This is a genomic window from Micromonospora sp. NPDC000442, assembly GCF_042898635.1.
In the GTDB taxonomy this organism is placed as follows: Bacteria; Actinomycetota; Actinomycetes; order Mycobacteriales; family Micromonosporaceae; genus Micromonospora.
Genome location: NZ_JBIAYZ010000012.1, coordinates 30,277 through 57,249 on the forward strand (window position 1 = coordinate 30,277; position 26,973 = coordinate 57,249).

Below are 26,973 nucleotides of genomic sequence, written 5' to 3' on the forward strand. Positions count from 1 at the left end.
ACGCCCGGCAGCCCGGCGGGGGGCCCGTTCCCACGGACCCACCCGCAGCAGCGGCCGCAGCGACAGACAGGTCCGCCCGGGAGCAGCGGCTACAGCGACAGGTAGTGCTGGCGCTCGTAGGGAGTGACCTCGCGGCGGTACTGCTCCCACTCGGCCCGCTTGTTACGCAGGAAGAAGTCGAAGACGTGCTCGCCGAGCACCTCGGCGACCAGTTCCGAGCCCGCCATCACGTCGATCGCCTCGGACAGGTTCTCCGGCAATGGTTCGTACCCCATCGCCCGCCGCTCGGCACTGGTCAGCGCCCACACGTCGTCCTCGGCACCCGGCGGCAGCTCGTACCCCTCCTCGATGCCCTTCATCCCGGCGCCGAGCAGCACCGCGAAGGCGAGGTACGGGTTGGCAGCCGAGTCGGGCGAGCGGATCTCCACCCGGGCCGAGTTCGGCTTGCCGTACGCCGGCACCCGGACCAGCGCGGAGCGGTTCAGGTGCCCCCAGCAGACGTACGCGGGGCTCTCGGTGACCCGGTCCGGCAGCGCCTGCGGGAACAGCCGCTTGTACGAGTTGACCCACTGGTTGGTGACCGCGGTGTACTCCCGGGCGTGGGCCAGCAGCCCGGCGATGAACGCCCGGGCCACCTTGGACAGCTTCATCGGGTCGCTGGCGTCGTGGAACGCGTTCCGTTCCCCCTCGAACAGCGACAGGTGGGTGTGCATCCCGCTGCCCGGCTGGTCGGTGAACGGCTTGGGCATGAAGGTGGCCTGCACGCCGGTGGAGAGCGCCACCTCCTTGACCACGTGCCGGAAGGTCATGATGTTGTCGGCGGTGGTCAGCGCGTCGGCGTAGCGCAGGTCGATCTCCTGCTGGCCGGGGGCGACCTCGTGGTGGCTGAACTCCACCGAGATGCCGATCCGCTCCAGCGACAGCACCGCCTGGCGGCGGAAGTCCCGCGCCACGGCGTGCGTGGTGTGCTCGAAGTAACCGCCGGTGTCCACCGGCACCGGCACGGTGCCGTCCATCGGCCCGTTCTCCAGCAGGAAGAACTCGATCTCGGGGTGGGTGTAGAAGGTGAAGCCCTTCTCGGCGGCCCGGGACAACGCCCGACGCAGCACATGGCGCGGGTCGGCCCAGGAAGGGCCGCCGTCGGGCAGCAGGATGTCGCAGAACATCCGGGCGCTCTCGCCGCTGACCCCGCCCTCGAACGGGAAGACCTGGAAGGTGGTCGGGTCCGGCATGGCGACCATGTCCGACTCGAAGACCCGGGCGAATCCCTCGATGGCCGAGCCGTCGAAGCCGATGCCCTCCTCGAAGGCGGCCTCCAGTTCGGCGGGAGCGACCGACACGCTCTTGAGCGTGCCGAGCACGTCGGTGAACCACAGCCGGACGAAACGGATGTCCCGCTCTTCCAGCGTACGGAGGACGAACTCCTGCTGACGGTCCACTTCCCCAACCTTCCGCGACACGCTATGTCCGCCTTCGGTCGGACTCTGCCCGACCTGACCGACCAGTCTCCACCGACCCGATTACGCAGACGTTAACCGAACCGCAGCCGTTGCGTCCCGTCCCGTCCCGACCGGCGGTCCGGCCCGGTCGCACTGCCCCACGCCGACGTGTCGAGCCCGTGCCACTGGGGCAAGATGAGGACATGCCCACCCTGCGTCTCGCCCTGTGCCAGGTCAACCCCAGTGTCGGTGACCTCACCGGCAACGCCGGTCTCGTCCGCGCCTGGACCCGCCGGGCCGCCGCGTCCGGCGCCCAGCTCGTCCTGTTCCCCGAGATGATGCTGACCGGGTACCCGGTGGAGGATCTGGTCTTCCGGCGGTCCTTCGTGGCCGCCTCCCAGGCGGCACTCGGCCGGCTCGCCGCCGATCTGGCCGCCGACGGCCTGGGCGACCTGCCGGTCGTGGTGGGTTACCTGGACGCCGACGGGCCGCCGCAGGTCAGCGCGGACGCCGAGCCGGGCCGGGGGGCGCGCAACGCCGCCGCGCTGCTGCACCGCGGTGAGGTGGTCGCCACCTACTTCAAGCACCACCTGCCCAACTACGGCGTCTTCGACGAGGACCGCTACTTCCTGCCCGGCGACATGCTCACCGTGGTCCGGCTCGGTGGGGTGGACGTGGCGCTGACCATCTGCGAGGACCTGTGGCAGGCCGGCGGGCCGTTCGCCGCCGCCCGGCGGGCCGGGGTGGGGCTGGTGGTCAACATCAACGGCTCGCCGTACGAGCTGAACAAGGACGACCTGCGGCTTCCGGTGGTCCGCCGGCGGGCCGCCGAGGCCGGCGCCACCATCGCGTACGTCAACATGATCGGTGGTCAGGACGAGCTGGTCTTCGAGGGCGACTCGATGATCGTCGCGGCGGACGGGACGGTGCTGACCCGGGCGCCGCAGTTCGTCACCCACCTGCTCGTGCACGACGTCGACCTGCCCGCGGCCGGCGAGGCCACCGACGGCACCAGCGGGAGCGACGATGAGATCGGGGACGGCGAGCGGATGGCCGACGGGCTGCGGGTGGTGCGTCGTACGGTCGACGGGATCCCGCCCGCGCCCACGGGCCCGTCGGCTACCGGCGGCCTCATCGAGCCGGTGGCCGACGAGGCCGAGGTGTGGCAGGCGCTGGTGCTCGGCCTGCGTGACTACGTCGAGAAGAACCGCTTCCCGTCGGTGGTGCTCGGGCTCTCCGGCGGCATCGACTCGGCGGTGGTGGCGGCCATCGCGGTGGACGCCCTCGGCGGCGACCGGGTGGTCGGTGTCTCCCTGCCCAGCCAGCACTCCTCGGAGCACAGCCGCTCCGACGCGGCCGACCTGGCCAAGCGGACCGGCCTGGACTACCGGGTGGAGCCGATCCAGCCGATGGTGGACACCTTCCTGGCGAACATGTCGCTGTCCGGGGTGGCGGTGGAGAACCTCCAGGCCCGGGTACGCGGCGTCATCCTGATGGCGTTGTCGAACCAGGAGGGCCACCTGGTGCTGACCACCGGCAACAAGAGCGAGCTGGCGGTCGGCTACTCGACGCTCTACGGCGACTCGGTCGGTGGCTTCAACCCGGTCAAGGACGTGTGGAAGACCCTGGTCTGGCGGCTGGCCAAGTGGCGCAACACCGAGGCGGCGCGGCTGGGCCTGACGCCACCGATCCCGGAGAACTCGATCGGCAAGCCACCGAGCGCCGAGCTGAGCCCGGGCCAGCTCGACAGCGACTCGCTGCCCGACTACGACGTACTCGATCCGATCCTGATCGGCTACATCGACGGTGACCTCGGCCGGGACGGCCTGATCGCCGACGGCCACGACCCGGCCGTGGTGGACAAGGTGCTGCGGTTGGTGGATACCGCCGAGTACAAGCGCCGCCAGTCGGCGCCGGGTACGAAGATCTCCATGAAGGCGTTCGGACGGGACCGACGGCTACCGATCACCAACCGGTGGCGCGAGAACGGCTGACCGGCTCCAGGGCCGCTCGGCCGGCCCGCGCCGGCCGGCCGGAGTGACATCCTCCACTGCGCCCTGCCGCCGACCGTCCGCACGGTGGGACGATCGCGGCAGAGCCCGGGGACCGCGTACGCGGCCTCGAGGAAGGAGAACATCGTGGAATCCACTCCGGCCGAGGTGACCGCCCTCTACGGCGGCCCGGCCACCCGTCGCGTCCGCACCCGCGACCTGCTCGCCGCCAAGGAGCGCGGCGAGAAATGGTCGATGCTCACCTCGTACGACCAGTACACGGCCTCGATCTTCGATGCCGCCGGTATCCCGGTGCTGCTGGTGGGCGACTCGGCGGCGAACAACGTGTTCGGCTACGAGACGACCCTGCCGGTGACCGCCGAGGAACTGCTGCCGCTGGTCCGGGCGGTCGTCCGGGCCACCCGGCAGACCCTGGTCGTCGGTGATCTGCCCTTCGGGTCGTACGAGGAGGGTCCGACCCAGGCGCTGCGTACGGCCGTCCGGTTCATGAAGGAGGGGGGCTGTCACGCGGTGAAGCTGGAGGGCGGCCAGCGCTTCGCCGCGCAGATCGAGGCGATCGTCGGTGCCGGCATCCCGGTGATGGCGCACATCGGCTTCACCCCGCAACGTGAGCACACCATTGGCGGATACCGGGTGCAGGGCCGCGGCGAAACCGCCGACGAGATCCTGGCCGACGCGCGGGCGATCGCCGCGGCGGGTGCCTTCGCGGTGGTGCTCGAAATGGTGCCCGGTGACGTCGCCAAGCGGGTCACCGCCGAACTGCCGATCCCCACGGTGGGCATCGGCGCCGGCCCGGACACCGACGCCCAAGTGCTCGTCTGGCAGGACATGGCGGGCCTGCGCACCGGCAAGGCGCCACGCTTCGTGAAGCGCTACGCCGCCCTGGCCGACACGCTCGACGAGGCCACCCGCCGCTTCGCCGACGAGGTCCGCTCCGGCCAGTTCCCCGCCGCCGAACACACCTTCTGACCGTCCGCGGGTCTGTGGCGGACCCGGCCACGACCATCAACTCACCCGGGCGACCGTCGGGCCGCCCGGGTGACGATGGGTGGCCGGCCAGGGCGACGATCGGGAGCTCCGGCCACCGCCCGTCGGTAGCAGCCCCGGCTGCCATCGCCGTGCCACGCCCGGCCCGACCGCTGCTTTCCACCGACCCACATCCCATCGGCGCTGCCGGATCGTCCGTGGGCGATCGGCCATGGACCACACCACAGCGACAGGCATGAGCCCGCCTACGCAGCGGCGCACCGTTACGGCTGATCGTCAGCTACGACTTGACGGTCAGGGCGGGTGCGTCCGGCGAACGGGTCGACCGGACGGGCGCCTCGCGGCCTGCCGTTCCGCCCCGTCCGGCAGTCGCGCCTCCCGGCTGGCCGTTGGACGGGTTACGACCGCGCGGGCTCGTGGCCCGGCAGGCACCTGCCCCAGCAGTCGCGACCCGGCGGACAGGGAGGCCATCTGTGCCGGGGCGGTGGAGACCAGCGTGGGCGAGCCCGCCCCGGCGGGCATCGAAGTCAACGGCTTCGACCGGCCGGACGCCGGCTCTGCTGGCCACGGCATCCCGGGCGTAGGCGAGTGGTGTAGGTGGTTGCGACGGGGACGCTGATCGGAGTCGAGCCAGACGGGCGGGATGAACTCCGGATGACCGTCGGCGGCGAGGTGGACCTGCCAGCCGTGCTGGTGCACGTGACGATGATGGTGGCGGCAGAGCAGCACCGCATTGGCGAGGCTGGTGACGCCACCGTCGGCCCAGTGCCGCAGATGATGGCCCTCACACCAGCGGGGTGGCCGGTCGCAGCCCGGAAAGGCACAGCCCCGATCTCGCAGCACCAGGGCCCGCCGCAGCGGCCCGGTGATGAGCCGACGTTGCCGACCAACGTCGAGGACCTGACCTGCGCCGCCGAGCACTGCGGGCAGGACGGCCACGTCGCAGGCCAACTGGCGCACCGTTGCGGGCGTGAGGGTGATACCGCTGTCCAGCGTGCCGGGCCCGAGGCTTCCGGTGAGGGTGTCGAACCCGGTGGTGACGACGATCTGGGCGGTGTCGGCGCCATGCTCGGGCAACTCGCCGGTGCCGAGGACGAGCCGACAGATGTCGCCAAGGGCGTCGTGGCGTCGTTGCCCGGACGAACGGGGATCGTCCGGGCCGGCTGGTGCGGTGAGCGGCTCGATGGCAGCCCGCAGCAGCGCGGCGGTCTCCGCGTCGAGGCTGCCCGCCAGCCGCGTGCGCCCATCCCGCTGGTCGGAGAGGGTTACCTGCCGGTCGCGTGCGGCGCGGGCCGCCTCCGCTTCCAGCGCTCTGCCGGTGGCCGCCTCGGCGATCTCGGGTGCCACGTGATCGAGAATCCGGCTCCCGAGTCGGCGCAGGGTGGACGGCTCGAACTGCCCGGCCCAGTCGAGGAGGAGTGCGACTGCCGACCCGGCCGCCTCGGTGCCGGCCGCACCTCGAACCGTGGCCGCGACATCGGCGATGACCCGGACCTGCTCCAGATCGACCCGGCCGGCGGCGAGTGCGGCGGTCATCTCGCCGGACTCGCCGTCGAGGGCCTCAGCGAGGTCGACCAACCGGCGGGCCGCCGGCACGCCGAGCCGGAGCCGATCGCGGAGCCAGACGGCGGTGGACGACGCCCCCTGCGCCACCGCCACGCCACGGCCGTCCAGCTCACGCACCAGCGCCAGCTTCACCGCGGCGAGCCGCTGCTCGAGCCGGTGCGCAGCGGCGAGAGCATCGATCAGCTCGCTCTCCGGCATGGCCCAGACAGCGGCGTCGACGCAGGAACCCGTCGCCACCTCTGCCCGCGCCAACTCCTCCAACACGCCACCGACGATAGAACGTACGTACGACAGTTCCGGTCGATCTCCACGGTGGTCATCGGCTCCGTCGCGACTGGACGCCCACTGCGACGATGCGATCATGACCGATGACATCCCGGCTGGTCGGCGCTGGCGCTGGTGGACGGTGTTGCGGCTCGGCGTCGTCGCGTTGTGGCTGGTTGCGGCCGGAACGGCTTGGTGGACGGCGCCTCGGCAGCAGAGCTACGACCAGGCGGAAGCGGATCTGGCTGCCGGCCACGTGGTGGCCTACCAGTGGGGTGACCGGTGGGACGCGGACCAGCGAACCCCGTGGTTTGGCACCGCTGACCTGGAATCGTCCGGCACTCTCGGTCCGCTGTTCGGGTGGCGCACGCCCGACGGTCGGGTCTGGTGGACCGACACCACCTACTTCGATCAGCTCACGATCGCCGGCACCGTCCGCGAGGAGTCCTACGCGGGGCCAGGCGCGATCGGCATCGCCGAACAGTTGCAGGCTGCGGGCCTGGACAGCCGCAGCGGCGTTCTCCAGCCACTCGGGAACCTCGTCGCTGGAACGGGCCTCGCCGCCGCCGTGGTCATCATCGGTGTCCTGCTGACCGGGCCCGCTCCGGTGCTGGGTACGCGGTGGTTCTGGTTCTGGCTGGTCTGCCTCGTACCGTTCGGGCTCGGAATCCTGTGGTGGTTAATCCGGGAGCGTCCGTGGGCGCGTGCCGCCTCCCCGCCCGCCAGCCCACGCCCGCAAAGCCATGGTCCACTCGGTTTCGCCCTCGGCGTCGGCACCGCTCTGCTAAATGGCATCCTGTTGATGGTGCTCGGCCAGCTTCTCGGCGATCGGTGGGTGCCGCGACTGGACGCCGGATAGGGCGAGCGGAATTTCCCGGGAACCGCTACGGTTCTCGCTCGTGAATCGGATCCGTGCTTCTTTGCCTGTCCTGGCCTGCGCCGCTCTGCTGATGTTGACCGCCTGCGGTGGTGAGGACGAGGCCCCGACGGCCGGAGGGTCGCCGTCGGCCACCCCGCCGTCCGCCGCCACCTCGGCCAGCCCGGCACCGCCCACCGCTGACGCGGCGGACGCGGTCAGCGACAAAGAGCTCTGCCAGTCGGCGAAGCAGGCCAGCGACAAGATGAAGGAAGACCTGGTGGCCGCGGTGAGTTCCGGCAGCGAGCCGTCGCCGGCACTGTTCCAGAAGATCCTGTCCGGGTTGCAGAACGAGGTGACCCGGGTGGCCGCCACCGGCGCCGCCGACAGCAAGGTGGTTGCCGCGCTGGAGCAGTTCGGCGCCGAGGCCGGCAAGGCCGCCAACGCCACGGATCCGGCGGCGGCCGCGGACAACCCGGCCTTCGAGAAGGCCGGCGCCTCCCTCACCAAGGCCTGCAAGGCGGCCGGCGTCAACGTCACCTTCTGACCGCCGGCCGCCCCTGACGAGGGATCCGGATCCGTGGCAGTTGCGGTAGTGGACACGCCGGCCGGCTGACACCTTTTCTGCCACGGATCCACTCTTGGTTTGTGCAGTCAACGACGGTGCCACGGCTCGGCGGGCTGGCAGGTGGGGCCGGGGTCGCCGTAGACGACCGCGCCGGCCGGGTCGGCGTAGCAGCGACCAAGCTTGTCGAACGGGGTGAACAGCGGTCGCCTGTCGATCTCGACGCCGACCCTGTCGTAGGCGACCAGATCCGCCCCGCCGTCTTCGCTGATGCCCGCGCCGACGAGGCCGAACGCGCCACCCGCGACCCGGGCCGGCGTGATCGTGCCGTCGGCCTGCTGCAACACCACCCGGTCAACTCTTGGTCGGTCGGCTCCATCTGGATCGTCACATCACACTATGGCCAGCAGGCCCGGCGGCGTTGCGTCGACGGCGACGAGCGGGGTACGCGCGCTCAGAGGTCGGTGACGCGGACGCCCGCGTGCGCCTTGTAGCGCTTGTTGATGGCGATCAGGTTGGCGGTGAACGCCTCGATCTGGTGGGCGTTGCGCAGCCGACCAGCGTAGATGCCACGCATCCCGGGGATGTGGGCGGCGAGCGCGCCGACAATGCCGACCAGCTCCCGCTCCTCGGTGCAGATCAGCACGTCCAGCTCGATGCGGTCGATCTCGGGGTCGGCCAGCAGCGGAGCGCTGACGTGGTTGAAAGCGGCGCACACGCGGGAGTCGGGCAGCAGCGCGGCGGCCTGCTGGACGGCGCTGCCCTCCGGCACCGGCAACGCGTACGGGCCCTGCTTGTCGAAACCGAGCGGGTTGACGCAGTCCACGACGATCTTGCCGGCGAGTGGTTCGGCGAGCGCGCCGACCGTGGCGGCGTGCCCGTCCCAGGGCACCGCAATGATCACCAAGTCACTGCGCCGGGCCACCTCGTCGTTGTCGGCACCGGTGACGCTGCCGCCGGCCGGCACACCGGGCAGCGCGGCGATCTCGGCGGCCGACTCGGCCGCTCGCTGCGCGGAGCGGGAACCGATCAGCACCGTCAGACCGGCCCGGGCGAACCGGTAGGCGAGCCCTCGGCCCTGGTCGCCGGTGCCACCGATGATGCCGACGGTGAGCCCGGAAACGTCGGGCAGGGTGCTCGGGTCGTATGCCATGGTCGTCATCCTCGCAAATCAGCTGGCCCGGCAGCAGCGCCCGACGCTGTGACAATGCCCGCTGCGCCGGTCGCGACAGACAGCGCAGGTCGCGGCGCGACGCCGAACCGCCAACACAGGTCACGGCGCGACCGCAGGCGCAGGTCACGGCGCGACCGCAGGCGCAGGTCGCGGCGCGATGCCGGAGTGTCAGGCGAGTTCGAAGGCGACCGAGCGAGTGGCCGGATCGGCGGCGACCAGCTGGACCCGGACCCGGGTGCCCAGTGGCAGCTCGCCGAGACAGCGGGCGCGTACCGGCGGGTCGTCCAGGGCCACCATGCCGCCGGGTGGGCGGCCCGCGCGGGTCTTGCCGTTCGACGGTGCGTCGACGTCGAGCACGGCGGCGTCGAAGGTCTCGCCGACCCGATGGGCCAGCAGCACCGCCTCGGCTAGATCGATCGCGCCTCGGCTCGCCGCGGACGCGGTGCGGTCCGTGGCGGCCATCACCGCCGGCAGCCGGGGCAGCGCCGCGCGGACCCAGTCGGGCACCTCACGGCCGTCGTGCAGAGCCAGGCAGATCTCCGTGGCGTACCGATCGGCGAGTCGTCGCAGCGGCGCCGTGACATGGGCGTACGCGGCCGCGACCCCGCCGTGCGCCGGCCGCTCGGGCGACTCGCCGTCGAAAGGGGTGTACGCGGCCGACCGCATCAGCTCCGCCGCCTGGTCGATGAACGCGGCGGCCCGAGGCTGGGCCGGATCCAACCGGAGCAGCAGTTCACCGACGCTGACGTCGTCCGGCCAGTGCACGCCCAGCGGGGCGGCGGCGGCCCGCAGCCGCTGCACCGCCTCGGGCTTCGGCGCGGGCATCGTCCGCAGCAGGCCGACCCCACCGGCCAGCATCAGGTCGGCGGCGGCCATCCCGGTGAGCAGGGAAATCTGTGCGTTGTGCTCCTCCATCGGCACCGGTGCCCGCAGCACGAGCCGCCAACCGTCGCCGTCGGCCTCCACGTCCTGTTCGGGGATCGGCAGGTTGACCGCGCCCCGACGCAGCCCTCGGGCGGTGAGCAGCGCACCGACCTCGGGTAGCAGGGCGATCGGCTCGGGCAGCCGGCCCGCGTCGGCGTCGGCCTGCACCTGCGGGTAGGCCAGTTGGGCCCGGCTGCGCACCAGGGCGCGCTGCACCACCACCGCGGTGGTGCCACCGTCGGCGTCCAGGTCGATGGTCCACAGCACGGCCGCCCGGTCGACGTCCGGCAGCAGGCTCGCCGCGCCCTCGCCGAGGGAGTGCGGGTGCAGCGGCACGTTGCCGTCGGGAAGGTAGACCGTCTGCCCTCGGCGCCAGGTCTCGTCCGCCAGCACACCACCCGGGCGTACGTGGGCGGCGACGTCGGCTATCGCGTACCGCACCCGATAGCCGCCGCCGGCGCGGCGGCTGAGGTGCATCGCCTGGTCCAGGTCCCGCGAGCCGGGCGGGTCGACCGTGACCAGCGGGACGTCCGTGCAGTCGACGGCCGGCCGGGGAGGTGCGGCGGCTGCCTCGTCGGCCTCCCGCTGCGCCGCCTCCGGGTAGCTTTCGGGCAGACCCAGTTCTCGGCGCAGCGCCCCGAAGTCGATGCGCGGTGCCAGCACACGTCGGATGACCATGCGCCAATCCTGACAGCGCCGGACACACCGCGCCCTCCTCCGAGCGACGGGTCGTCGGCGTACGCCGGGTCAGCCGGCCGTCTAGCGCGCGGTGCCGGTCCGCCCGCCGGACGCGGCGCGCCCGGTGTTCCGGGCGGCGGCCGTTCTCGCAGGCGCCTTCTTCGCCGCCGTCCTCGACGCCGTGGCCTTCTTCGCAGGCGCCTTCCTCGCCGCCGGTGCCTTCTTCGCTGGTGCCTTCTTCGCTGGTGCCTTCTTCGCCGCCGCAGTCGTCCGGCTCGCCACCGTCGCGCTCTTCCGAGCCGGTGCCTTCTTGGCAGCCACCGTCTTCGCGGGTGCCTTCTTCGCAGGTGCCTTCTTCGCCGCCGTCTTGCGCGCCGTCGCCGAGGTGTTCTTGCGCGCCGCCGCCTTCTTCACCGCCGACGTCGCGGTCTTCGCCGGTGCCTTACGCGCGGCCGACGTGCTCCGCGTACCCGTCGTTTTCTTCGCGGGCGCGGTCTTGCGGGCCGGGGCCGCCTTTCGCGCGGACGCCGCTTTCTTCGCGGGGGCCTTCGCCGCCGTGCTCCGTGCGGACGTGGCCTTCTTCGCGGGCGCCGTCTTGCGGGCCGGGGCCGCCTTCTTCGCGAGGGCCTTCGCCGCCGTGCTCCGTGCGGATGTCGTCTTCTTCGCGGTGGCCCGCTTCGCCGCGGTCGTGGTCTTGCGCGGACCGGTCGCGGTCCGCGTCGACGTCGAGGTGGTCCGCGCGGCGGGTGCCTTGGTCGGTGCGGTCTTCGCCGATACCGTCTTCTTCGCAGGTGCCGCCCTCCTGGCCGCGGCGGCCTTCCGCGCCAACTCGGCCGCCCTGGTCTCGGGCGCGGTGGCGGCGTTCTTCGCCGGCCGTCCGACGCCGCCGGTCGCCTTACGGGCGGCCGGCGTCGTGCCGGAGGCGCGGCGGGTGGACGGGGTACGGGCGAGGCCCGCGGTGCGTTCCGTCGCGGCGGTCTTCCTCGCGGGCGTACGCTTCGCGGCCGGGCGGGTGGCCTGTTGCGCTTCGGCCATCTCGGTTCCCTTCCTGGGGACGTGCTGCCGCCCTCGCGACGCACGCAGTGCCTCGGCGCGGGAGGCGTCCCGCGCCGTCTACCTGTCCTCCCCGGTCCAGCGGGCGTCCTCGGCCTCCCACGCCTCGTTGCGTTCCCGCACCTGTTGCAGGGCGTTCTCCGCGTCGGCGGCCGAGTCGTACGGGCCGAGAACGTGCCGCGCGGGGCACACGTCGGCACCGGACTCGACCCGGTGGTGTCGCGTACACCAGTAGTAACGTCCACGTCCGCTGTCGCTCATGGCATCACTGTGCACCGGGAAACGACCGACCGCCACCGGAACACGGCAAGTCACCGGGCCCTTCCACAGTAGACGTGCTCGCTGGCCCAGGGGCATGAACTGCGAAAATCGTCGCCACCGGCCCGGGTGCGGGCGGGGATGGGCGGGTTGGCTAAGGTCTCCGGATGGGCGTACCGGACTACATCCTGCGGATGCGCAAGCACGTCGGCCACGACCTACTCTGGCTACCCAGCGTAAGCGCGATCGTCCGCAACGACGCGGGTGAGCTGCTGCTCGCCCAGCGGGCCGACGACGGTCGCTGGTCGGTGGTGAGCGGCTTCGTCGAGCCAGGTGAGCAGCCGGCCACCGCCGTCGTGCGCGAGGTGCTGGAGGAGACCGGCCTGGCGGTCGAACCGCTGCGGCTCAGCAGCGCGGTGTCGCACCCGCACACGTACCCGAACGGCGACCGTTGCGAGTACCTCAACCTCGGTTTCCACTGCCGGTTGCTGGGCGGCGAGGCACGCGTCAACGACGACGAGTCGCTGGACGTCCGGTGGTTCCCGCCGGGGCAGTTCCCGCACCTCGACGAGCACGCCCGGCTGGTCATCCGGCACGCCCTCGGCGGGGAGTCCGCGGCGTTCTTCCTGCCCGCCGGAACGCAGTGGGGCGAGCCCGGTGAGCTGGAGTACGCCTGAACCGCTGCGGCGGTACCTGAGCGACCTGGTCGCGGTCGCCGACGAGGTGCTCGGTGTCGAGCTGGGCGGGGCGTACGCGGCGGGCTCGGTGGGTCTGGCCGCGTACCAACCCGGACGCAGCGACGTGGACGTGGCGCTGATCTGCGCCGGCCCGCTGGACCACGGGGTCGCCGAAGAGTTGGTGGCACGGCTGCGGCACGAGGCACTGCCCTGCCCGGCGCGCGGCCTGGAACTGGTCGTGTACCGACAGGAGGTGGCCCGGTCAGGCACCCCTAAGCCGGGTTTCGAGGTCGAGCTGAACACCGGCGCACGGATGGACTTCCGGGTGTCGTACGGCGCGGCGCAACGCCCGAGCGCGGACGGTCTGTTCTGGTACGGCCTGGACCGCAGCATCCTGCACCAGAGCGGGCGGGTCCTGCTCGGTCCGCCCGCCGCCGACGCCTTCGCCGACCTGGCCCCCGACGATCTGCGCCGGCTGGTCCTGGACGCGCTGCGCTGGTGGTTGGCGCGACCGGCGCCGGCCGGCGAGGTACCCGCCCCCGGAGCGGAGGACGCAGTTCTCGGTGCCTGCCGTTCCTGGGTCCGCCTGTGCACCGGGACGTGGCTGCCCAAGCAGGCCGCCGGTCGGCGGCTGTTGGACGAGGCCGGACCGCTTGTCGACGCCGACACCGCCGAGTTGGTCGAGCGGTCGATCGCTGCCCGCGAAGGCGGTGTGCCACCGACCGGCGCGTCCGCTCGCGCCTTCCAGCGACGCGTGCTCGCAGACCTCGCCGGCACACCGGCCTGAGCCGGCCGTCGTCCCGTCCCGCGTGCTGCGTGGCGGGCAACGTGGCTGCGCTCGGCTGTTCCGCTGGATTGCCGACGCATTCGCCGAGGTAGCAGACGAACTCGTGCTCCTGGCATCAGCCGCTGCGGCGGTTCTCGGCCGCCCCGGTGGTCACCCAACGTGGCCCGCTCAGCCCGTTCGCGCTGAACAAGATGCGGTTAAGAGGTTGCATGTGCCAGTCTCATCCGAGATTTCTTCGCCCCGGGACGTCCGCCGGTGCGCACCCACAGCTCGTCAGCAGAACCTGGAGGGGCACGTGGCAAACCTCGACACCGCCCTGAAGGACGCCATGACGATCGACGGCGCCATCGGCGCCGCGCTCGTCGACTACACCAGCGGGATGACCCTCGGCGTCGCCGGTGGCACCCCGGAGATCGACCTCACCGTCGCCGCCGCCGGCAACACCGATGTGGTACGCGCCAAGATGCGCACCATCGAGATGCTCAAGCTGAAACGATGACATCGAGGACATGCTCATCACCCTCGGCGGCCAGTACCACATCATCCGACCGCTGACCGGCCCCAACGGCAAGGGGCTGTTTCTCTACCTGATGCTCAGCAAGTCCCGGTCCAACCTGGCGCTCGCCCGACACCAGCTGCGCACCATCGAGGAGCAGCTGGAACTGTGAGCACCGGCGACACCTTCCTCCCCCGCCGTACCGCGAAGCAGCCGGGCCTTCCGCCACCGGTGCGGCTCCCACCGTCGCTGGCCGGTGACCCGTCGCTGCCGTACCCGGCGATCGGCACCGAACTGCACGAGCTGCGCCTACAGATCCCCGGGGGTGCAGGGAAGTGTCCTCGGCGGAGTCGACGGCCTGCTCATCACGCACGACGTTCCCGACACTCTGGACCCAGACGACCTGGCCGCGATGGCGGCGGCGACCTTCGGCCTCGGCCGGCAGGTCAGCCTCCGCCTCGGCCAGGGCGAATTCCGCCAGTCCACCGTCCGCAACGAGGCCGGCTACTTCTCCGTGTACGCCGTCGGCCGGCGCGCACTGCTCTCGGTGGTCGGCGCCGACGCGATAAACGTCGCCCGACTGCACCTGCACGCCCCACCGGTAGCCGAACGTCTCGCCAAACTCCTCGCCCCCGCCTGATCCCCGAGTCGCCGGGGGTACCTCGGTCAGATGGCGCCCGTCGAGCCGTCGGTCAGTTCGCGGAGAATATCGGCGTGACCGGCGTGCCGGGCCGTCTCCTCGATCAGGTGCACCAGGATCCAGCGCACCGAAACCTCCCCGAGCTGCGGGTGAGGCACCACATGGTCGAGGTCGAACCGGGCCGCCACCTCCCGCGACCGGGCACACTCCGCCTCGTACGCCGCCGACAACCGCTCGACCGTGTCACCCTCGGCCAACGCGAAGCTGGCCGTCGCGTCCTCCTCGGAGGTGAGGTAGACGTCCTCCGGGCCGGGCGCGAGCAGGCACCGGAACCAGTTCCGCTCCACCACGGTGAGGTGCTTCACCAGGCCGGCGAGGGTGGTCGCCGACGGCACCAGGCGACGGGCGGCGTCGGCGTCGGAGATCCCCCGCACCTTCCCCAGCACCACGGCACGATGAAAATCGAGGAACGCGTCGAGCACGACGCGTTCCTCTCCCGTGCTCGCCATCATCGCGGTGACCACGTGGTCGGAGCGGCTCTCCACCATCCCCGGACTCTAGCGACAGTCCACCCACCCCCGCTGCCCGCGAAGCGCCACCAGCGCACGCCGCTCGACCCGTCGATCAGCCTGGTCGATCCGAACGATCAACACCTAGCATGTGGCCGATGACCGATCAGGACCGACGGCCCATGCCCGTCCCGGTCGCCGCAGCCGCGATCATTTTTCCGCTGGGAAACGCCCTCCAGGCAGCCCAGATCAAGACGAGCACTGCGGCCAGGGCCACCGAGCCGAGGGCGACAATCTTCGCCGTGGGACTGATCCTTCTCTCGCTGGCCTTTGCGTACGGCTTGTGGCGCCAGGTCGGGCGCGCCCGGATCCTGACAGTCGGCTACGCCATCTTCAACATCGCGTACGGCCTGACGGAACTTCCCGACATCGCCGAACTGACGGCGTTGCGAATGATGGCATTCGTGGCCGTTATCGGATTGCTGCTGGTACCCACATCGTCTCGACAATGGTTCCCGCCCGGCACCTGAGTTGACCCGGCACCGGATCCCTTGAGATTCGATCAGCTCGTAGCCTTGATCACGGCCTCTGAGCTGGTGGGCGACGGACGAGTCGACCTGTACGCCGGATTCTGTGCGCGGCGCGCACCTGGGGTGCGTGCCGGCGGCGGCCATCCATCTCGGCCTGCCGTTGCCGGCAGGCTCATGCGGCCTACCCGCAGACATCGGGCGGGCCGCCCTCAAGCGTCTGCGCGGGCGTCATCCTGCGATGACGGCCCTTACTTGGCCTTGCTCCGGGTGGGGTTTACCGAGCCATCCCGGTCACCCGGGATGCTGGTGGGCTCTTACCCCACCGTTTCACCCTTACCGTCCCCGATGGGGCCGGCGGTCTGTTTTCTGTGGCACTGTCCCGCGGGTCGCCCCGGGTTGCCGTTAGCAACCACCCTGCCCTGTGGAGTCCGGACGTTCCTCGGCGGCGGGCCGCAGCCCGCCGACGCGACCGCCCGGTCGACTCGTCCGTCGCGCACCCATCCTAACGACCTCAGGTCCGCGACTATTGCCGCGCCTGTGTCCGGGTCGGCGGGCACGAGGCTCGCGCAGGTCACGCGGGCAGCCCCGACCCCGCCGCCTGGCCTGGTCGACGCGCCGCCGACGATCCGTGGCAGCGGAGGTGGTTCCTGGCCGGCGTGTCGGGCACCTTCGCTGCCACGGATGGCGCACACCAGTCGCGGACGTCGCGGATACGGTGGCACCGGGGGCCGGGGGCAGGGTTGGGGGCACGCGATGGTTCGGCGGCGTGGGGGTGGGCGTACGGATAATGGCGCCGTGACGATACCGCCGTTTCCCGAACCGACCGCGCCAGCCGACAGGCGGGCCGAGGTGTTTCTGCGCTACCTCGATTATTTCCGGGAAAGCGTCCTGGCGAAGGCTGCCGGGCTGACCGAGGAGGAGCGGCGGGGCAGCCGACTGCCGTCCGGCTGGACCCCGCTGGAGTTGCTCAAGCACCTGCGCCACGTGGAACTTCGCTGGATCGAGTGGGGGTTCCAGGGGCGCGACGTCGCGGACCCGTGGGGCGACCAGCGAGACGACCGGTGGTACGTCGCGCCGGAGGAGAGCTTCGCTGAGCTGACGGCCGCGCTGCGGGCTCAGGGCGCGCACACCCGGGCGGTGGTCGAGGGCACCGACCTGGCGGCACGCGGGATGCCGGGGCCACGGTGGGAGGGCGCGGATCCGGCGTCGCTGGAGCGGGTGATGTTCCACCTGGTCCAGGAGTACGCCCGCCACCTCGGGCACCTCGACATCGTGGCCGAGCTGGCCGGTGGTCCGCTGGGCGAGTAGCTCCGGCGAGGGTACGGGCCGCGATCTCCCGCAGCCGTCCGGTCGGGCGGCGGCCCGCGTCCCGGACGGCTAGCCTGCGGATCATGGAACTCGCCGAAGCCGCGCTACTGCTCGCCGCCGGTCTCGCCGCGGGTACGGTCAACGCGGTGGCCGGTGGTGGGTCGCTGATCACGTTTCCGGCGTTGCTCGCGATCGGGTTGCCGCCGGTGCCGGCGAACGTCACCAACTCGCTGTCGGTCGCCCCCGGGTATTTCGCCGCCGTGGCGGGCAGTCGGGTGGATCTGCCCCGGTCACGGCTGCTGACCGCGTTGGTGCCCACCACCGTGGTCGGCGCGTTGGCCGGTGCCGGGCTGCTGCTGGTCACCCCGGCGCGGGCGTTCGAGCTGGTCGTACCCTTCCTGGTGCTGGGGGCGACCGCGCTGCTGGCGTTCCAGGATCCGCTGCGCCGGCTGGTCGGCCATCCGCGTGACCTGCCACCGCGCCGCCGGGCCGTGACGGTTCAGGTGGTGGTGACGCTGGCCGCGGTCTACGGCGGCTACTTCGGCGCCGCCGTCGGGGTGATGCTGGTCGCCGGTCTGGCCCTGGTGCTGGACGCGACGCTCGCCCGGGTGAGCGCGATCAAGAATCTGCTTTCCGCCGTGATCGGCCTGACCACCGTGGTCGTCTTCGCCATCGCCGGCCCGGTGAACTGGGCCGGGGTCGCGGTGGTCGCTCCGGCCACGCTGGTCGGCGGGTACGCCGGCGCCCGCCTGGTCCGCCGGCTCCCCTCGGCGGTCCTGAAGACCATCATCGTCGTCTTCGGCACCCTCATCGGCACCTACCTGCTGTGGCGCGCCCTCGCCTGAACCGCCGATCTTGCGCCTGGTGTCCCCGCAAATCGGGCATCAGTTACCTATCGACGACCAAAGGTGCAAGATCGACGAGGCGAGGCGAGGCGCGGGGCGGCGGGGCGTGGGGCGGGGCGGGTCAGAGGTGGGCGAGGTGGGCGGTTTCGTTTACGGAGCGGACGGCGACGCCGCCGTCGGGCCAGCGGTCGAGGACCGAGATGCCGGCCGCGTCGAGGTAGAGGCGGTGCAGGAAGGAGTCGGTGGCGGCGAGCGCGTCGCGCAGCATCAGCTTGATCGGCGAGACGTGCGAGACCACCACGACGGTCTGACCGGGGTACGCGTCGAGCAGTCGCCGCGCCACCCGGGCACACCGTTCGGCGACCGCGGCGAACGATTCGCCGTCCGGCGGGGCGACCCGGGTGGAGGCGAGCCACGCGTCGAGTTCGCCGGCCCAGCCCTCGCGTACCTCGGCGAAGGTGCGCCCTTCCCAGGCACCGAAGTCGCATTCGATGAGTTCGTCGTCGCGGCGTACCGGCAGGTCACCGACGGCGGCGGCGATCGCCTCGGCGGTCGCCGTGCACCGGGACAGCGGTGAGCTGACCACGGCCACGGCGTCCGGGGCGAGCGCGGCCACCCGCGCGGCCGTGGCCCGCACCTGAGCCTGCCCCTTGCTGCTGAGCGGGATGTCACCGCGACCGGAGTAGCGGCCCTGCTCGGTGTACTCGGTCTCGCCGTGCCGGACCAGGATGAGCCGGGTGGCGGTGAAGCTGGGTCGGGGCTCCCAGGACACCGGGGCGCTGGTCAGGTCGGCACCAGGTGACTCGGCCCGGGCGGCGACCTCGGCGGCACCGCCGCCGGCGGGCTCCGGGCCACCGAGGCGGCGCGGCGGCTCGACCACGCGGGGCGGCTCGACGGTCGGCGTGGCGACGCCGGACGCGGCCGCGGCGTCCATCGCGGCGTTGGCGAGGGCGTCGGCGTGGGTGTTGCGGTCCCGGGGAATCCAGCTGAACCGTACGGCGGTGAACCGGCTGACCAGTTGGGCGGCCTCGGCGGCCAGCGGGCGCAGACCGGGGTGCTTGATCTGCCAGCGGCCGCACATCTGCTCGACGACCAGCTTGGAGTCCATCCGCACCTCGACCTCGTCGGCACCCAGTTCGGCGGCGGCGGCCAGGCCGGCGATCAGTCCCCGGTACTCGGCGACGTTGTTGGTGGCGGTGCCGATCGCCTCGCTCCGCTCGGCCAGCACCTCGCCGGTTGCCGTGTCGCGGAGCACCGCACCGTATCCGGCCGGGCCGGGGTTGCCCCGGGATCCACCGTCGGCCTCGACGAGGACCGTCCGCGTGGCCATCGGCTACAGCCCGGACTCGTTGGTGCGGACCATGATCCGGCGACACTCCTCGCAGCGGACCACGTCGTCCGGGTCGGACTTACGGATCCGGGCCAGGTCGGCGCCGGAAAGCTCCAGCCGACATCCGCCGCAGCGGCCGGCGGTCAGCAGCGCCGCACCGAGTCCGGAGTCGGTGCGGATCCGGTCGTAGAGCTGCACCAGGTCGGTGGGCAGGTCGTTGGCGAGGGGCTGCCGGGCGGAGCGCTTGAACTCCTCCTCGCGACCGATCTCGGCGAGGCTGTCGTCGCGCCGCTGCTCGGTGGCGGCCCGCCGTTCACGCACCTCGGCCAGCCGCTGCTCCACCCCGTCCAGCACCGACTGGGCGGTCTCCCGCTGCTCCATCAGCTCCAGCTCGGCGTCCTCCAGGTCGCTCTGCCTGCGGTTGAGGGAGGCCAGCTCGTGCTGGAGCGCCTCCAGCTCCCGGGCCGGGCCGGTGCCGGCGGCCAGCCGGTCCTCGTCCTTGGTCTTGCGCGCCCGGACCTGGTCCACGTCCTTCTCCAACCGGGCGATGTCGCGGTCCAGGTCGTCGACCGCCACCTGGGCGCGGACCCGCTCGTCCTCCAGGGCGGACAACTCCCGGGCGAGGGCCTCCAGTTCGGCCCGCTCGGGCAACGACCGACGCCGGTGGGCGAGCTGGGCGAGGGCGGTGTCGATCGCCTGGAGATCGAGCAGGCGGCGCTGGACCTGGGGGTCAGCCTTCACGGTCGGGCTCCTTGTCGTCCGCTGCGGGTTCGTCCGGCGCGGGTTCGTCCGGGTGCGGTGAGGCGGCGTGCACGGTCCACGGGTCGGTGTCCAGGTCGGACACCAGGGTCTCGACGCCGGGCGCGGCCCGTAGCAGCGCCGCGAGGTCGTCCAGCCACGGCCGTTCGGTGGCCCAGTGGGTGGCGTCGAGCAACGCCGGCCCTCCGGTGGCGAGGTGCTCGCCGGCCGGATGGTGGCGCAGGTCCGAGGTGAGGTAGGCGTCCACCCCGGCGGCGGCGGCGTCGGCCAGGAAGCTGTCCCCGGCGCCACCGCAGACTGCCAGGGTACGCACCATGCGGTCCGGATCGCCCGCGGCGCGCACCCCGGCGGCGGTGGCCGGCAGTACGGCGGCGGCCCGGCGGGCCAGTTCGGCGAGGGTCAGCGGCTGCGGCAGCCGGCCGATCCGACCGGCACCGCGCCCCTCCCCCTCGGCGGGGGTGCCGGGGCGGGCCGGTTGCAGCGGGCGCAGGTCGAGCAGGCCGAGCCGGGCGGCGAGGGCGTCGGACACGCCCGGCACGGCCACGTCGGCGTTGGTGTGCGCGACGTAGAGCGCGACATCGGCCTTGATCAGCTGGTGGACGATGCGGCCCTTGTAGGTGGTCGGCGCCACCGACGACACCCCGCGCAGCAGCAGCGGGTGATGGGCGATGATCATATCGACGCCCGCGTCGAGCGCCTCCGCGACCGTCTCGGGCACCACGTCCACGACGCAGAGGATCCGGCGTACGGGGGCGGACGGCTCGCCGAGCACCAGGCCGACCCGATCCCACTCCTCGGCCCAGGCCGGCGGGTAGTGCCGCGCCACCTCGGCCACCACGTCGGCGACGGTCGGTACGGCTGCGGTTGTGCTCACGGCCGGTGAGCTTACCGGCGTCAGCACTTCTACCGGACGTCACCCGGGCACACCGGGCCGGGCCGGTGTGCCCGGCCCGGGAGGCCAAGGAGCGGCTCGGCCCGCTGCCGGCCCCGTCGCATGCGAACGCCGTGCAGCGGCTCAGCCCGTTGGCCGCACGCAGACGCCGTGCAGCGGCTCGGTCCGATGCCGGTACGCGGACCTCGGAGACCCGGCCATGGACCTTGCCGCGGCTGGACCGTGAATTCTCCGGCGGTCGGTCCCGAACTGTCGCCCGGGCCCGACCGGCGGCGTCAGCTGTGGGACGTCGGTCAACCGGTCCGGCAGAGGCGGTCACGCACGACGGTAAGCGGCAGCGCCCACGGGAAGGCATGCTGGTGCCGCTCACCCGTCCCCGGCGGATGCAGGGGGTAGACGTCATCGCCGAAGAGCACGCCCACCCCCCATTCGGAGAGCCGGGCGAGGCCCGCCCGGAAGGCGGGGTGGGCGGCCATCGCCGCGTTGGTGTACGGCACGGCCACCAGCGGTATCTCCCGGCCCTGGGCCTCCACCAGCAGCCCCAGGGCGAGGGTGTCCGCGATGCCGGCCACCCACTTGTTTACGGTGTTGACCGTGGCCGGGCAGACGATCATGGCGTCGGCGGTGGGCAACACGTCGGGGTCGCCCGGGTTCTTGTAGTGGGTGCGTACCGGGTGACCGGTCTGGCGGGCCAGTGCGGTGCGATCGACGAACTTGGCACCGTCGGGCGTGGTGATCACGCAGACGTCCCAGCCGTCCTGCTGGGCCAGGTCGACGAGCCGGCCCACGTCTCGGGCCAATGGCGAACCACAGGCGATGATGTAGAGCACCTGGCGGTGCCCGTCGTGGCGGTGCGAACCGGTCATGCCGGCTCCGAGGTCATACTCCTACTCCCATGTGCTCAGCCAACTCTGCGATCGGAGAAGGCGGCGCACCACGTGTGCGACGAAGGACGTCCGACATCACCTCGTGGGCGATCGGGCGGCAGCGGATCTCGGACGGCGCCAGGCGGTCACCGCGCAGCAGCATCTCCCCGGCGTTGGCCACATCGCCGATCAACGCGAAGCCCCGGGCCAGGTCGAGCAGGTGGTGCGCCCGGCGTTCGGGCAGCATCGCGTCGAACGGCGCGGGCTGGATCTTCTGGCGGTGCACCTCGACGGCCCGCCCGCCGTCGCCCAGCTCGACGGCGGCTGCCGCCCGGTGCAGCTCCACATTGGTCAACCCGAACGAGGTCCAGTAGTGGTTGTGGTCGCCGCCGAGCTCGACCGCCGCAGCATGCGCTCCGTCGAGCAAATCCTCCACGGTGGCGGTGTCACCGATGCGGGAGGCGGCCATCGCACCCTGGAGCAGCAACATCCCGTAGACGGAGAGGCGCTCGGGGCGGCTGTCGTTGCCGCCGCCCGGGGCGAGTTGGTTGGCGATCCGCACGTTCAGCTCCAGCGCCGGCCGGGGCCGGCCCATCGCCACCAGCGCGTTGCAGACCCGGGTGGTGGCGACACCGGCGAGCAACTGGTCGTCGGCGCGTTGCGCGACGGCGATGGAACGGTCGGCGGCGAGCCAGGCGAGATCGCACTCGCCCAGCTTGCGCAGCACCGAGGAGGCGAGCTGGTAGACCTGCCCGAGCAGGTGGGCGGCACGCTGGGCCTGGTCACCGCCGTACGCGGCGTCGGCCGCCTGGGCGTCGCGGAGCAGCTTCGGCAGGGCCCGGGTGAGCATCCCGTAACGGCCGTACTGGTAGGTCAGCCAGGCGTGGGTGACCGCCTTGCTCATGTCGGCCAGCGGGGGTGGGCTCGGTGCCGCGTCGAAGTACGCGCTGATCGAGTCGTAACGTTCCAGTGCGGCCCGGATCTCCTCGACCTCGAACTGGTCGATGCAGTTGAGCGCGTCGGTGCGCCGCTCCGGATCCTTGCCGAGCAGCAGCTGCACGTCCATCTGGAGGATGTCGGCGATCTCGTAGAGCACGGAGAACTTGTCCAGTCGCCGCACGCCCCGCTCGATCTTGTCGACCCAGCTCTTCGATTTGCCCAACCGGTCGGCGAAAACCTGCTGCGACATCTTCCGCCGGCCGCGCCAGTAGGCCACCCGCCGCCCGATGGGTAGCTCGTCCATCTCCCCAGTCCTCCCCTTGCTGGAGCCCTGGCCGGGGGCCGGGGGCCGTTCGTGGGCGCGGCGATCCGTCCGTATCTCAGGTTTCCGCTGGTCGCACAGGAGGTGCGTCAGCCGTCCGGCCGAACCTCGTACTTTTCGTGCAAGTTGCATCGGCCACTTTGCCAAACAAACGAGGACGGGCTGCGGCAGTGACGGGTCTCGACGTACGAGCTGACGCCGGTCGGGCGCGGCGAGGGGAGATGGCACCAATGTGGGGGAATGTCGGTCCGCATGTGGCGCGGCTGTCGCCGTTGGAACGGGTACGGCTGCGCCGGATCGCCGTGCGCTACGCCCTGCACGGCTGGGCGATCACCCCGGGCGCCTGCCTGGCACGGAGCCGCTTCGTCTGCGGCCGGGCCGGCTGTCCGACGGTCGGCTGCCATCCGGCCCTGGAGGACTGGGAGCACGCGGCCAGCACCGACCCGGCGCGGGTGGCCACCTGGTGGCGGTCCCGGCCACACGGCGTACTGCTGCCCACCGGCCGCTCCTTCGACGTGCTGGAGGTCCCCGCCCACCTGGGCCGGCTGGTCCTGGACGCGGTGCGCGTCCACCCGGTCGGCCCGGGGGTACGCGGACCGGTGCTGGTCACCCCGACCGGGCGGTGGATGTTCCTGGTCCGCCCGGGCGACCCACTGCGACCGGAACTTGAGCACTGTTTCGACGTGGTGCTGCACGGTCGCGGCTCGTGGGTTCCGGCGCCACCGACCCGACTGCCCGAGGGACAGGTCCGCTGGGCGGTCGCACCGGAACAGGCCCGATGGCAGCTACCGGACGCCTACCTGGTGCAGAACACGCTGGTCGAGGCGCTGCGAGCGACCGGAGTGAGGCTGACCTCGGCACTGGTCCCCGGCCATCTACCGCTGCCCCGCCGAGGCCGCTGACCGGGCGCGCGGTGCGATGGCCACCGGCCCCTGCCAGACCACTCCGGCACGCACGTCGCCGCGCTCCCCGGCGCCGGCAGCGAGACCCGAACGCACCGGCGCTCGTTGGATCCTTCGACGGCGCGCCTGCGCCGGGAGCGGGGATGCGATGTCCACCGGCGACACCAGACACCACCCGGGCGGAGCAGAGCCGCCCCGGCGACACCGGCCCGGCCACCGATGGGCGGCCACCCGTCCACCGGGTGCCCGGCCCGGCCGTCCCCGACCGACCGGATCCCGCCCAGCCATCACCCACCGCCCGGCCCGCTGGCCCTGACCCGCCCAGCTATCACCCACCGCCCACCTTCGAGCGCCACCCCGACCCCGCCGTCTGCGCCTGGTCAACGCGCAGCCGCGATCCGTGGCAGTGGAGGGAGTTCCTGGCCGGCGTGTCGGCCACCTTCGCTGCCACCGAACACGGCTGGCCGCGGCCGGAAGGGCGAGGGGGCGGGAGGGCGAGGGCGGCGTCGGTGCGGTCAGTCGATGGGGTTGTCGGCCAGCGGCAGGTTGACGGAGTGCAGGCACCGCGCGTCGTCGGTGACCACCACGTGCCGGTGCGCGGGCAGCCGGTCCAGCCAACCGATCCCGGCCACCCCCATGGCCACGGCTGCGGTGGCGTACGCGTCGGCAAGTCCGAGGTCGTGCCCGACCACCGTCACCGACCTCAGGCCCCGGGCCGGGGCTCCACGACGCGGATCCCGAACGTGGGGGCCACGTTCGTAGACACCCGACGTGGCGACCGCCAGGTCCGTCCCGGTGAGCACCAGACAGACCGCCGGCGGGTTCCAGGGGTGCCGCACACCGATCCGCCACGGCAGTCCGGTCGAGGAGTGGCCCCGCACCCGGACGTCACCACCGGCGTTCAGGCAGTGGTTGTCGGCACCCGCCGCGCGCAACCGGTCCGAGGCCACCTGGACCGCCCAGCCCTTGACGTACCCGGACGGGTCCAGTCCGCCGGTGGCGTACGCGTCGAAGAAGCCGTCCGTGGCACCCCACAGGTCGGCGCAGCGTTCCAGCACCCGGCGCAGGTCGGCCGACGCCTCGGAGAGCAGCAGTTCGCCCCGGTCGAAGCGGCACACCTCGCTGTCCGGCCGGTAGGTGCTGAACCTCGCGTCCACCTCCCGCAGCCAGGCGAACACCTCGTCGGCCAGCGCGGCCAACTCCGTCGTGGGCCGGTCGTCGGCGATGTCGAGGCTGACCGGGGTACCCATCACGTGTTCGACCCGCCGCAGCCCGGGTCGGGTCAAGGTGTCCACGCTCATCGGGTCTGGTCGATCGCAGCCTGCAACGACCGCCGGTAGGAGTCGCTGGTCGCGGTCGCGCCCGAAACGGTGTCCAGGTCGGCGCCCTGCCGTTCCACCACCATCCCCACCGCACCGCTGTAGCGGCTGTCGACCTGGTCGCTGCGCTGGTCGGACTGGGCCGTCCTGCGCGGCAGCTGAAGTGCCGCCGCATTGACGATCTGGTCGCCGACCACCGTGATGCGGACCTGCACGTCGCCGAACTCGTTGCTCACCACCGGTCCGACGACCGTGTTGGCGGTGGGTTGCGCGGCGGCCGGGCCGGTCCGGGACGCGGCCGGGGTCTTCGGTGCACCACTCGAAGCGGACCGGCTCGCCCTGGGCGCGCTGCGCGTCGGTTTCGGCGAGGTGCTGGCCCGCGGCGTCGCCTCCTCCGGGCCGGCTGCTGGTGCCGGTCCCTCGGCGGCGGTGGGGGCCTCCTGGGCCGGTTGACCGGTGCCCGGGGCGGCCTTGAACACCACCAGCGCGGTGGTGCTGGCGGCCAGGCCGGTGATCGCGAGAAGCGCGCGACGCATGCGGTGTGGGCCCTCTCAGAGTTCGAAGGTGGCGAGGTGGATCTGGCGGCGGCGGACGCCGGCCTGGCGGAGCACCCGTCGGTACTGCTCGACCAGGCCGGGTGGGCCGCACAGGTAGACGTCGCGACGGGCCACGTCCGGCACCAGTTGGCGCAGCCCGTCCGGGGTCATCACCTGCCGTGGGCCCGGGTCGTTGCGGGAGCCGACGACGTACCAGACCCGCAGACCGCGGTTTCGGGCCAGCCAGTCCAACTCCTCCTGCAACAGCACGTCGGCGGGGGTACGGGCCCGGTAGATCAGGGCGGCACCGGGCGGCAGTTCCTCCAGCATCGCCCGCAGCGGGGTGATGCCGCTGCCGGCGGCGATCAGCAGCGCACGTTCCCGGGTGCGGTGGGCTGCCGTGCAGGTGCCCGACGGGCCGACCGCCCAGACCCGTACGCCCGGGTCGAGATTGCGGAGGTCCTGGGTGTGCCGACCGACCACCTTGACGGTCAGTCGCAGCCAGCGGTCGTTGGCCGCGGCGGAGACCGAGAACGGGTGCGACTGCCACCAGCAGCCCCGGGTCAGGAAGCGCCAGCGGAAGAACTGCCCACCCAACAGCTCCAGCCGATCGAGGCCCGACCCGGTCAGGTAGAGCGAGACGGCGTCGGGACTTTCGGTGACCACGTCAGCGACCCGTAGCCGGTGCCGCAGGTTGAACCGCAGCGGGACGACCAACCGACCCCACAGCCACGCGGCGGCCACCAGCACGTACAGGGCGATCCATCCGGTACGCGCCGGACCGGGCCGGAACAGCTGGCTGCCGTTGCTGAACTGGTGGGCGAAGCCGAGCAGCAGCACGGCGTACGCGGCCAGGTGGGTGGCGTGCCACAGCTCGTACGGCAGCACCCGACGTACCGCCCGCACGCTTACCAACCCGACAAGCACCAGCAGACCGGCAGCGGCGAACGCGGAGACCATGTCCTGGTACTCGCGCAGCATCACGCCGGCCTGACCGAGCAGCGAGCGACCCTCCAGCCCGGCGTAGCCGACCAGGATCAGGGCCGCGTGGGCGAGCACCGCGACCAGCAGCGTGGCGGCGACGTCGCGGTGCCAGCGGGCGATCCGCTCGCCACCGGCCCACCGTTCCAGCACCGGCAGGCGGCTCATCATCAGCACCTGGACCAGCAGCAGGTAGCCGGCGACCAGTCCGGTGATCTGCCCGGCGGCGGTGGTCATCGCGGTGGAACCGCTCAACGAGCCGGCCGGGGTGTCCAGCCACCACGGCAGCACGCTGGCCACGAGACCGCCCAGGAACAGCACGATCAGCAGTCGCCGGCCACCGGCGCCGCGCCGCGGCACGGCCGGCGGTGGGGCGGGTGGATGCGACCCGGGCCCGGCGCGGAGATCCGGCCGGGGACTGACGTACGGGCGGGGGTAGGTCGTCACGCCCGGCCGCCGCACTCGTCGAGCTGATCGGCCATGCACCGTTTCCGATTCCTGCCGGGCGTCGACCCAGGACGTGACCGGTCTCCCGAGGTGCGACGCCTGCTGCCTGAGG

Annotated in this window: 26 protein-coding genes, 1 other RNA gene and 1 pseudogene; 13 read left to right on the forward strand and 15 right to left on the reverse strand. The window is 72.2% G+C overall.

The window, feature by feature from the left end; translation table 11 throughout:
* Window positions 1–89: 89 nt before the first annotated feature.
* Complete coding sequence (glnA, locus tag ACFY2A_RS19840; RefSeq protein ID WP_093401577.1) at window positions 90–1,439, reverse strand: type I glutamate--ammonia ligase; 1,350 nt, start codon at window positions 1,437–1,439, stop codon at window positions 90–92.
* Between the two features lie 203 nt (window positions 1,440–1,642).
* Between glnA and ACFY2A_RS19845 the strand changes: the two genes are divergently transcribed.
* Window positions 1,643–3,433, forward strand: a complete 1,791-nt coding sequence (locus ACFY2A_RS19845; RefSeq protein WP_387173452.1) for an NAD+ synthase — start codon at window positions 1,643–1,645, stop codon at window positions 3,431–3,433.
* 141 nt (window positions 3,434–3,574) lie between these two features.
* Window positions 3,575–4,420: a 3-methyl-2-oxobutanoate hydroxymethyltransferase gene (gene panB / locus ACFY2A_RS19850; RefSeq protein WP_387173697.1), complete on the forward strand. Its 846-nt coding sequence runs from the start codon at window positions 3,575–3,577 to the stop codon at window positions 4,418–4,420.
* A 312-nt stretch (window positions 4,421–4,732) separates the two neighbouring features.
* Here the strand turns inward: panB and ACFY2A_RS19855 are convergent, their stop codons facing one another.
* Window positions 4,733–6,268, reverse strand: a complete 1,536-nt coding sequence (locus ACFY2A_RS19855) for a DUF222 domain-containing protein (RefSeq protein ID WP_387173454.1) — start codon at window positions 6,266–6,268, stop codon at window positions 4,733–4,735.
* A 97-nt stretch (window positions 6,269–6,365) separates the two neighbouring features.
* On the opposite strand from ACFY2A_RS19855, the gene ACFY2A_RS19860 reads away from it, so the two are divergent.
* Together ACFY2A_RS19860 and ACFY2A_RS19865 are read left to right on the forward strand one after the other, a co-directional pair.
* Window positions 6,366–7,127, forward strand: a complete 762-nt coding sequence (locus tag ACFY2A_RS19860) for a hypothetical protein (RefSeq protein WP_387173456.1) — start codon at window positions 6,366–6,368, stop codon at window positions 7,125–7,127.
* Between the two features lie 40 nt (window positions 7,128–7,167).
* Window positions 7,168–7,671: a hypothetical protein gene (locus ACFY2A_RS19865; protein ID WP_387173458.1), complete on the forward strand. Its 504-nt coding sequence runs from the start codon at window positions 7,168–7,170 to the stop codon at window positions 7,669–7,671.
* 107 nt (window positions 7,672–7,778) lie between these two features.
* On the opposite strand, the gene ACFY2A_RS19870 is transcribed toward ACFY2A_RS19865, so the two are convergent.
* The 3 genes from ACFY2A_RS19870 to ACFY2A_RS19880 all read right to left on the reverse strand — a co-directional run bounded on the left by ACFY2A_RS19870 (window position 7,779) and on the right by ACFY2A_RS19880 (window position 10,465).
* The gene (locus ACFY2A_RS19870; protein WP_363923340.1) at window positions 7,779–8,039 is read right to left on the reverse strand and encodes a hypothetical protein; all 261 of its coding nucleotides are present in this window, start codon (window positions 8,037–8,039) and stop codon (window positions 7,779–7,781) included.
* Window positions 8,040–8,143: 104 nt separating this feature from the next.
* Window positions 8,144–8,842: an NADPH-dependent F420 reductase gene (gene npdG / locus ACFY2A_RS19875; RefSeq protein WP_363923338.1), complete on the reverse strand. Its 699-nt coding sequence runs from the start codon at window positions 8,840–8,842 to the stop codon at window positions 8,144–8,146.
* Between the two features lie 189 nt (window positions 8,843–9,031).
* The gene (locus ACFY2A_RS19880) at window positions 9,032–10,465 is read right to left on the reverse strand and encodes an RNB domain-containing ribonuclease (protein ID WP_387173461.1); all 1,434 of its coding nucleotides are present in this window, start codon (window positions 10,463–10,465) and stop codon (window positions 9,032–9,034) included.
* Between the two features lie 91 nt (window positions 10,466–10,556).
* On the opposite strand from ACFY2A_RS19880, the gene ACFY2A_RS19885 reads away from it, so the two are divergent.
* From ACFY2A_RS19885 to ACFY2A_RS19905, 5 genes and pseudogenes are all read left to right on the forward strand, one after another.
* Window positions 10,557–11,753: a hypothetical protein gene (locus ACFY2A_RS19885; protein ID WP_387173463.1), complete on the forward strand. Its 1,197-nt coding sequence runs from the start codon at window positions 10,557–10,559 to the stop codon at window positions 11,751–11,753.
* Window positions 11,754–11,943: 190 nt separating this feature from the next.
* Window positions 11,944–12,453 carry an NUDIX domain-containing protein gene (locus ACFY2A_RS19890; RefSeq protein WP_363923331.1) on the forward strand — a complete coding sequence of 170 codons (510 nt, stop codon included), beginning with the start codon at window positions 11,944–11,946 and terminating at the stop codon, window positions 12,451–12,453.
* Entirely contained in the window at window positions 12,434–13,240 is an 807-nt protein-coding gene (locus ACFY2A_RS19895; RefSeq protein ID WP_387173465.1) for a nucleotidyltransferase domain-containing protein, read from the forward strand. Before ACFY2A_RS19890 ends, ACFY2A_RS19895 begins: the two co-directional genes overlap by 20 nt.
* A 295-nt stretch (window positions 13,241–13,535) precedes the next feature.
* Window positions 13,536–13,908, forward strand: a pseudogene (locus ACFY2A_RS19900) (hypothetical protein).
* 153 nt (window positions 13,909–14,061) lie between these two features.
* Window positions 14,062–14,376 carry a roadblock/LC7 domain-containing protein gene (locus ACFY2A_RS19905; RefSeq protein ID WP_387173467.1) on the forward strand — a complete coding sequence of 105 codons (315 nt, stop codon included), beginning with the start codon at window positions 14,062–14,064 and terminating at the stop codon, window positions 14,374–14,376.
* A gap of 26 nt (window positions 14,377–14,402) precedes the next feature.
* Here ACFY2A_RS19905 and ACFY2A_RS19910 read toward each other — a convergent pair whose 3' ends face one another.
* A complete protein-coding gene (locus tag ACFY2A_RS19910) occupies window positions 14,403–14,888 on the reverse strand; it encodes a DinB family protein (RefSeq protein WP_387173699.1) in 486 nt (161 codons plus the stop codon).
* A gap of 155 nt (window positions 14,889–15,043) precedes the next feature.
* On the opposite strand from ACFY2A_RS19910, the gene ACFY2A_RS19915 reads away from it, so the two are divergent.
* Window positions 15,044–15,415, forward strand: coding sequence for a hypothetical protein (locus ACFY2A_RS19915; protein ID WP_387173469.1), 372 nt, complete (start codon window positions 15,044–15,046; stop codon window positions 15,413–15,415).
* A gap of 74 nt (window positions 15,416–15,489) precedes the next feature.
* Here the strand turns inward: ACFY2A_RS19915 and rnpB are convergent.
* Window positions 15,490–15,900, reverse strand: an RNA gene (rnpB, locus tag ACFY2A_RS19920) — RNase P RNA component class A.
* Between the two features lie 310 nt (window positions 15,901–16,210).
* Between rnpB and ACFY2A_RS19925 the strand changes: the two genes are divergently transcribed.
* Window positions 16,211–16,723: a DinB family protein gene (locus ACFY2A_RS19925; RefSeq protein WP_387173471.1), complete on the forward strand. Its 513-nt coding sequence runs from the start codon at window positions 16,211–16,213 to the stop codon at window positions 16,721–16,723.
* A gap of 83 nt (window positions 16,724–16,806) precedes the next feature.
* Window positions 16,807–17,568: a sulfite exporter TauE/SafE family protein gene (locus ACFY2A_RS19930; RefSeq protein ID WP_387173473.1), complete on the forward strand. Its 762-nt coding sequence runs from the start codon at window positions 16,807–16,809 to the stop codon at window positions 17,566–17,568.
* A gap of 121 nt (window positions 17,569–17,689) precedes the next feature.
* On the opposite strand, the gene ACFY2A_RS19935 is transcribed toward ACFY2A_RS19930, so the two are convergent.
* The 5 genes from ACFY2A_RS19935 to ACFY2A_RS19955 all read right to left on the reverse strand — a co-directional run bounded on the left by ACFY2A_RS19935 (window position 17,690) and on the right by ACFY2A_RS19955 (window position 22,658).
* On the reverse strand, window positions 17,690–18,898 hold the full coding sequence (locus tag ACFY2A_RS19935) for a bifunctional RNase H/acid phosphatase (protein WP_363923277.1): 1,209 nt from the start codon (window positions 18,896–18,898) through the stop codon (window positions 17,690–17,692).
* Window positions 18,899–18,901: 3 nt separating this feature from the next.
* On the reverse strand, window positions 18,902–19,639 hold the full coding sequence (locus ACFY2A_RS19940) for a C4-type zinc ribbon domain-containing protein (protein ID WP_363923275.1): 738 nt from the start codon (window positions 19,637–19,639) through the stop codon (window positions 18,902–18,904).
* Window positions 19,629–20,531 carry a Nif3-like dinuclear metal center hexameric protein gene (locus ACFY2A_RS19945; RefSeq protein WP_387173475.1) on the reverse strand — a complete coding sequence of 301 codons (903 nt, stop codon included), beginning with the start codon at window positions 20,529–20,531 and terminating at the stop codon, window positions 19,629–19,631. Before ACFY2A_RS19945 ends, ACFY2A_RS19940 begins: the two co-directional genes overlap by 11 nt.
* 311 nt (window positions 20,532–20,842) lie before the next feature.
* Window positions 20,843–21,415, reverse strand: coding sequence for a flavoprotein (locus ACFY2A_RS19950; RefSeq protein ID WP_387173477.1), 573 nt, complete (start codon window positions 21,413–21,415; stop codon window positions 20,843–20,845).
* A gap of 13 nt (window positions 21,416–21,428) precedes the next feature.
* The gene (locus ACFY2A_RS19955) at window positions 21,429–22,658 is read right to left on the reverse strand and encodes a helix-turn-helix domain-containing protein (RefSeq protein ID WP_387173479.1); all 1,230 of its coding nucleotides are present in this window, start codon (window positions 22,656–22,658) and stop codon (window positions 21,429–21,431) included.
* A 239-nt stretch (window positions 22,659–22,897) separates the two neighbouring features.
* Here ACFY2A_RS19955 and ACFY2A_RS19960 point away from each other — a divergent pair, with 239 nt between their 5' ends.
* Window positions 22,898–23,578, forward strand: a complete 681-nt coding sequence (locus tag ACFY2A_RS19960) for a bifunctional DNA primase/polymerase (protein WP_387173481.1) — start codon at window positions 22,898–22,900, stop codon at window positions 23,576–23,578.
* A 515-nt stretch (window positions 23,579–24,093) separates the two neighbouring features.
* On the opposite strand, the gene ACFY2A_RS19965 is transcribed toward ACFY2A_RS19960, so the two are convergent.
* From ACFY2A_RS19965 to ACFY2A_RS19975, 3 genes are read right to left on the reverse strand one after another with little or no spacing between them, the layout of a single operon-like run.
* Window positions 24,094–24,828 carry an FAD:protein FMN transferase gene (locus tag ACFY2A_RS19965; protein WP_387173701.1) on the reverse strand — a complete coding sequence of 245 codons (735 nt, stop codon included), beginning with the start codon at window positions 24,826–24,828 and terminating at the stop codon, window positions 24,094–24,096.
* A 47-nt stretch (window positions 24,829–24,875) separates the two neighbouring features.
* Window positions 24,876–25,433 (reverse strand): FMN-binding protein, encoded by a 558-nt coding sequence (locus ACFY2A_RS19970; RefSeq protein WP_387173483.1) that lies wholly within the window; start codon window positions 25,431–25,433, stop codon window positions 24,876–24,878.
* Window positions 25,434–25,448: 15 nt separating this feature from the next.
* A complete protein-coding gene (locus ACFY2A_RS19975) occupies window positions 25,449–26,861 on the reverse strand; it encodes a ferric reductase-like transmembrane domain-containing protein (protein ID WP_387173485.1) in 1,413 nt (470 codons plus the stop codon).
* Between the last annotated feature and the right edge of the window lie 112 nt (window positions 26,862–26,973).

Excerpts from the sequence above, each read along its gene's own strand:
- ACFY2A_RS19845 (WP_387173452.1), top strand. The coding sequence starts at position 1,643 with ATGCCCACCCTGCGTCTCGCCCTGTGCCAGGTCAACCCCAGTGTCGGT.
- ACFY2A_RS19860 (WP_387173456.1), top strand. The coding sequence starts at position 6,366 with ATGACCGATGACATCCCGGCTGGTCGGCGCTGGCGCTGGTGGACGGTG.
- npdG (WP_363923338.1), bottom strand. The coding sequence starts at position 8,842 with ATGGCATACGACCCGAGCACCCTGCCCGACGTTTCCGGGCTCACCGTC.
- ACFY2A_RS19880 (WP_387173461.1), bottom strand. The coding sequence starts at position 10,465 with ATGGTCATCCGACGTGTGCTGGCACCGCGCATCGACTTCGGGGCGCTG.
- ACFY2A_RS19890 (WP_363923331.1), top strand. The coding sequence starts at position 11,944 with ATGGGCGTACCGGACTACATCCTGCGGATGCGCAAGCACGTCGGCCAC.
- ACFY2A_RS19910 (WP_387173699.1), bottom strand. The coding sequence starts at position 14,888 with ATGATGGCGAGCACGGGAGAGGAACGCGTCGTGCTCGACGCGTTCCTC.
- ACFY2A_RS19915 (WP_387173469.1), top strand. The coding sequence starts at position 15,044 with ATGACCGATCAGGACCGACGGCCCATGCCCGTCCCGGTCGCCGCAGCC.
- ACFY2A_RS19930 (WP_387173473.1), top strand. The coding sequence starts at position 16,807 with ATGGAACTCGCCGAAGCCGCGCTACTGCTCGCCGCCGGTCTCGCCGCG.
- ACFY2A_RS19935 (WP_363923277.1), bottom strand. The coding sequence starts at position 18,898 with ATGGCCACGCGGACGGTCCTCGTCGAGGCCGACGGTGGATCCCGGGGC.
- ACFY2A_RS19950 (WP_387173477.1), bottom strand. The coding sequence starts at position 21,415 with ATGACCGGTTCGCACCGCCACGACGGGCACCGCCAGGTGCTCTACATC.
- ACFY2A_RS19955 (WP_387173479.1), bottom strand. The coding sequence starts at position 22,658 with ATGGACGAGCTACCCATCGGGCGGCGGGTGGCCTACTGGCGCGGCCGG.
- ACFY2A_RS19960 (WP_387173481.1), top strand. The coding sequence starts at position 22,898 with ATGGCACCAATGTGGGGGAATGTCGGTCCGCATGTGGCGCGGCTGTCG.
- ACFY2A_RS19965 (WP_387173701.1), bottom strand. The coding sequence starts at position 24,828 with ATGGGTACCCCGGTCAGCCTCGACATCGCCGACGACCGGCCCACGACG.
- ACFY2A_RS19970 (WP_387173483.1), bottom strand. The coding sequence starts at position 25,433 with ATGCGTCGCGCGCTTCTCGCGATCACCGGCCTGGCCGCCAGCACCACC.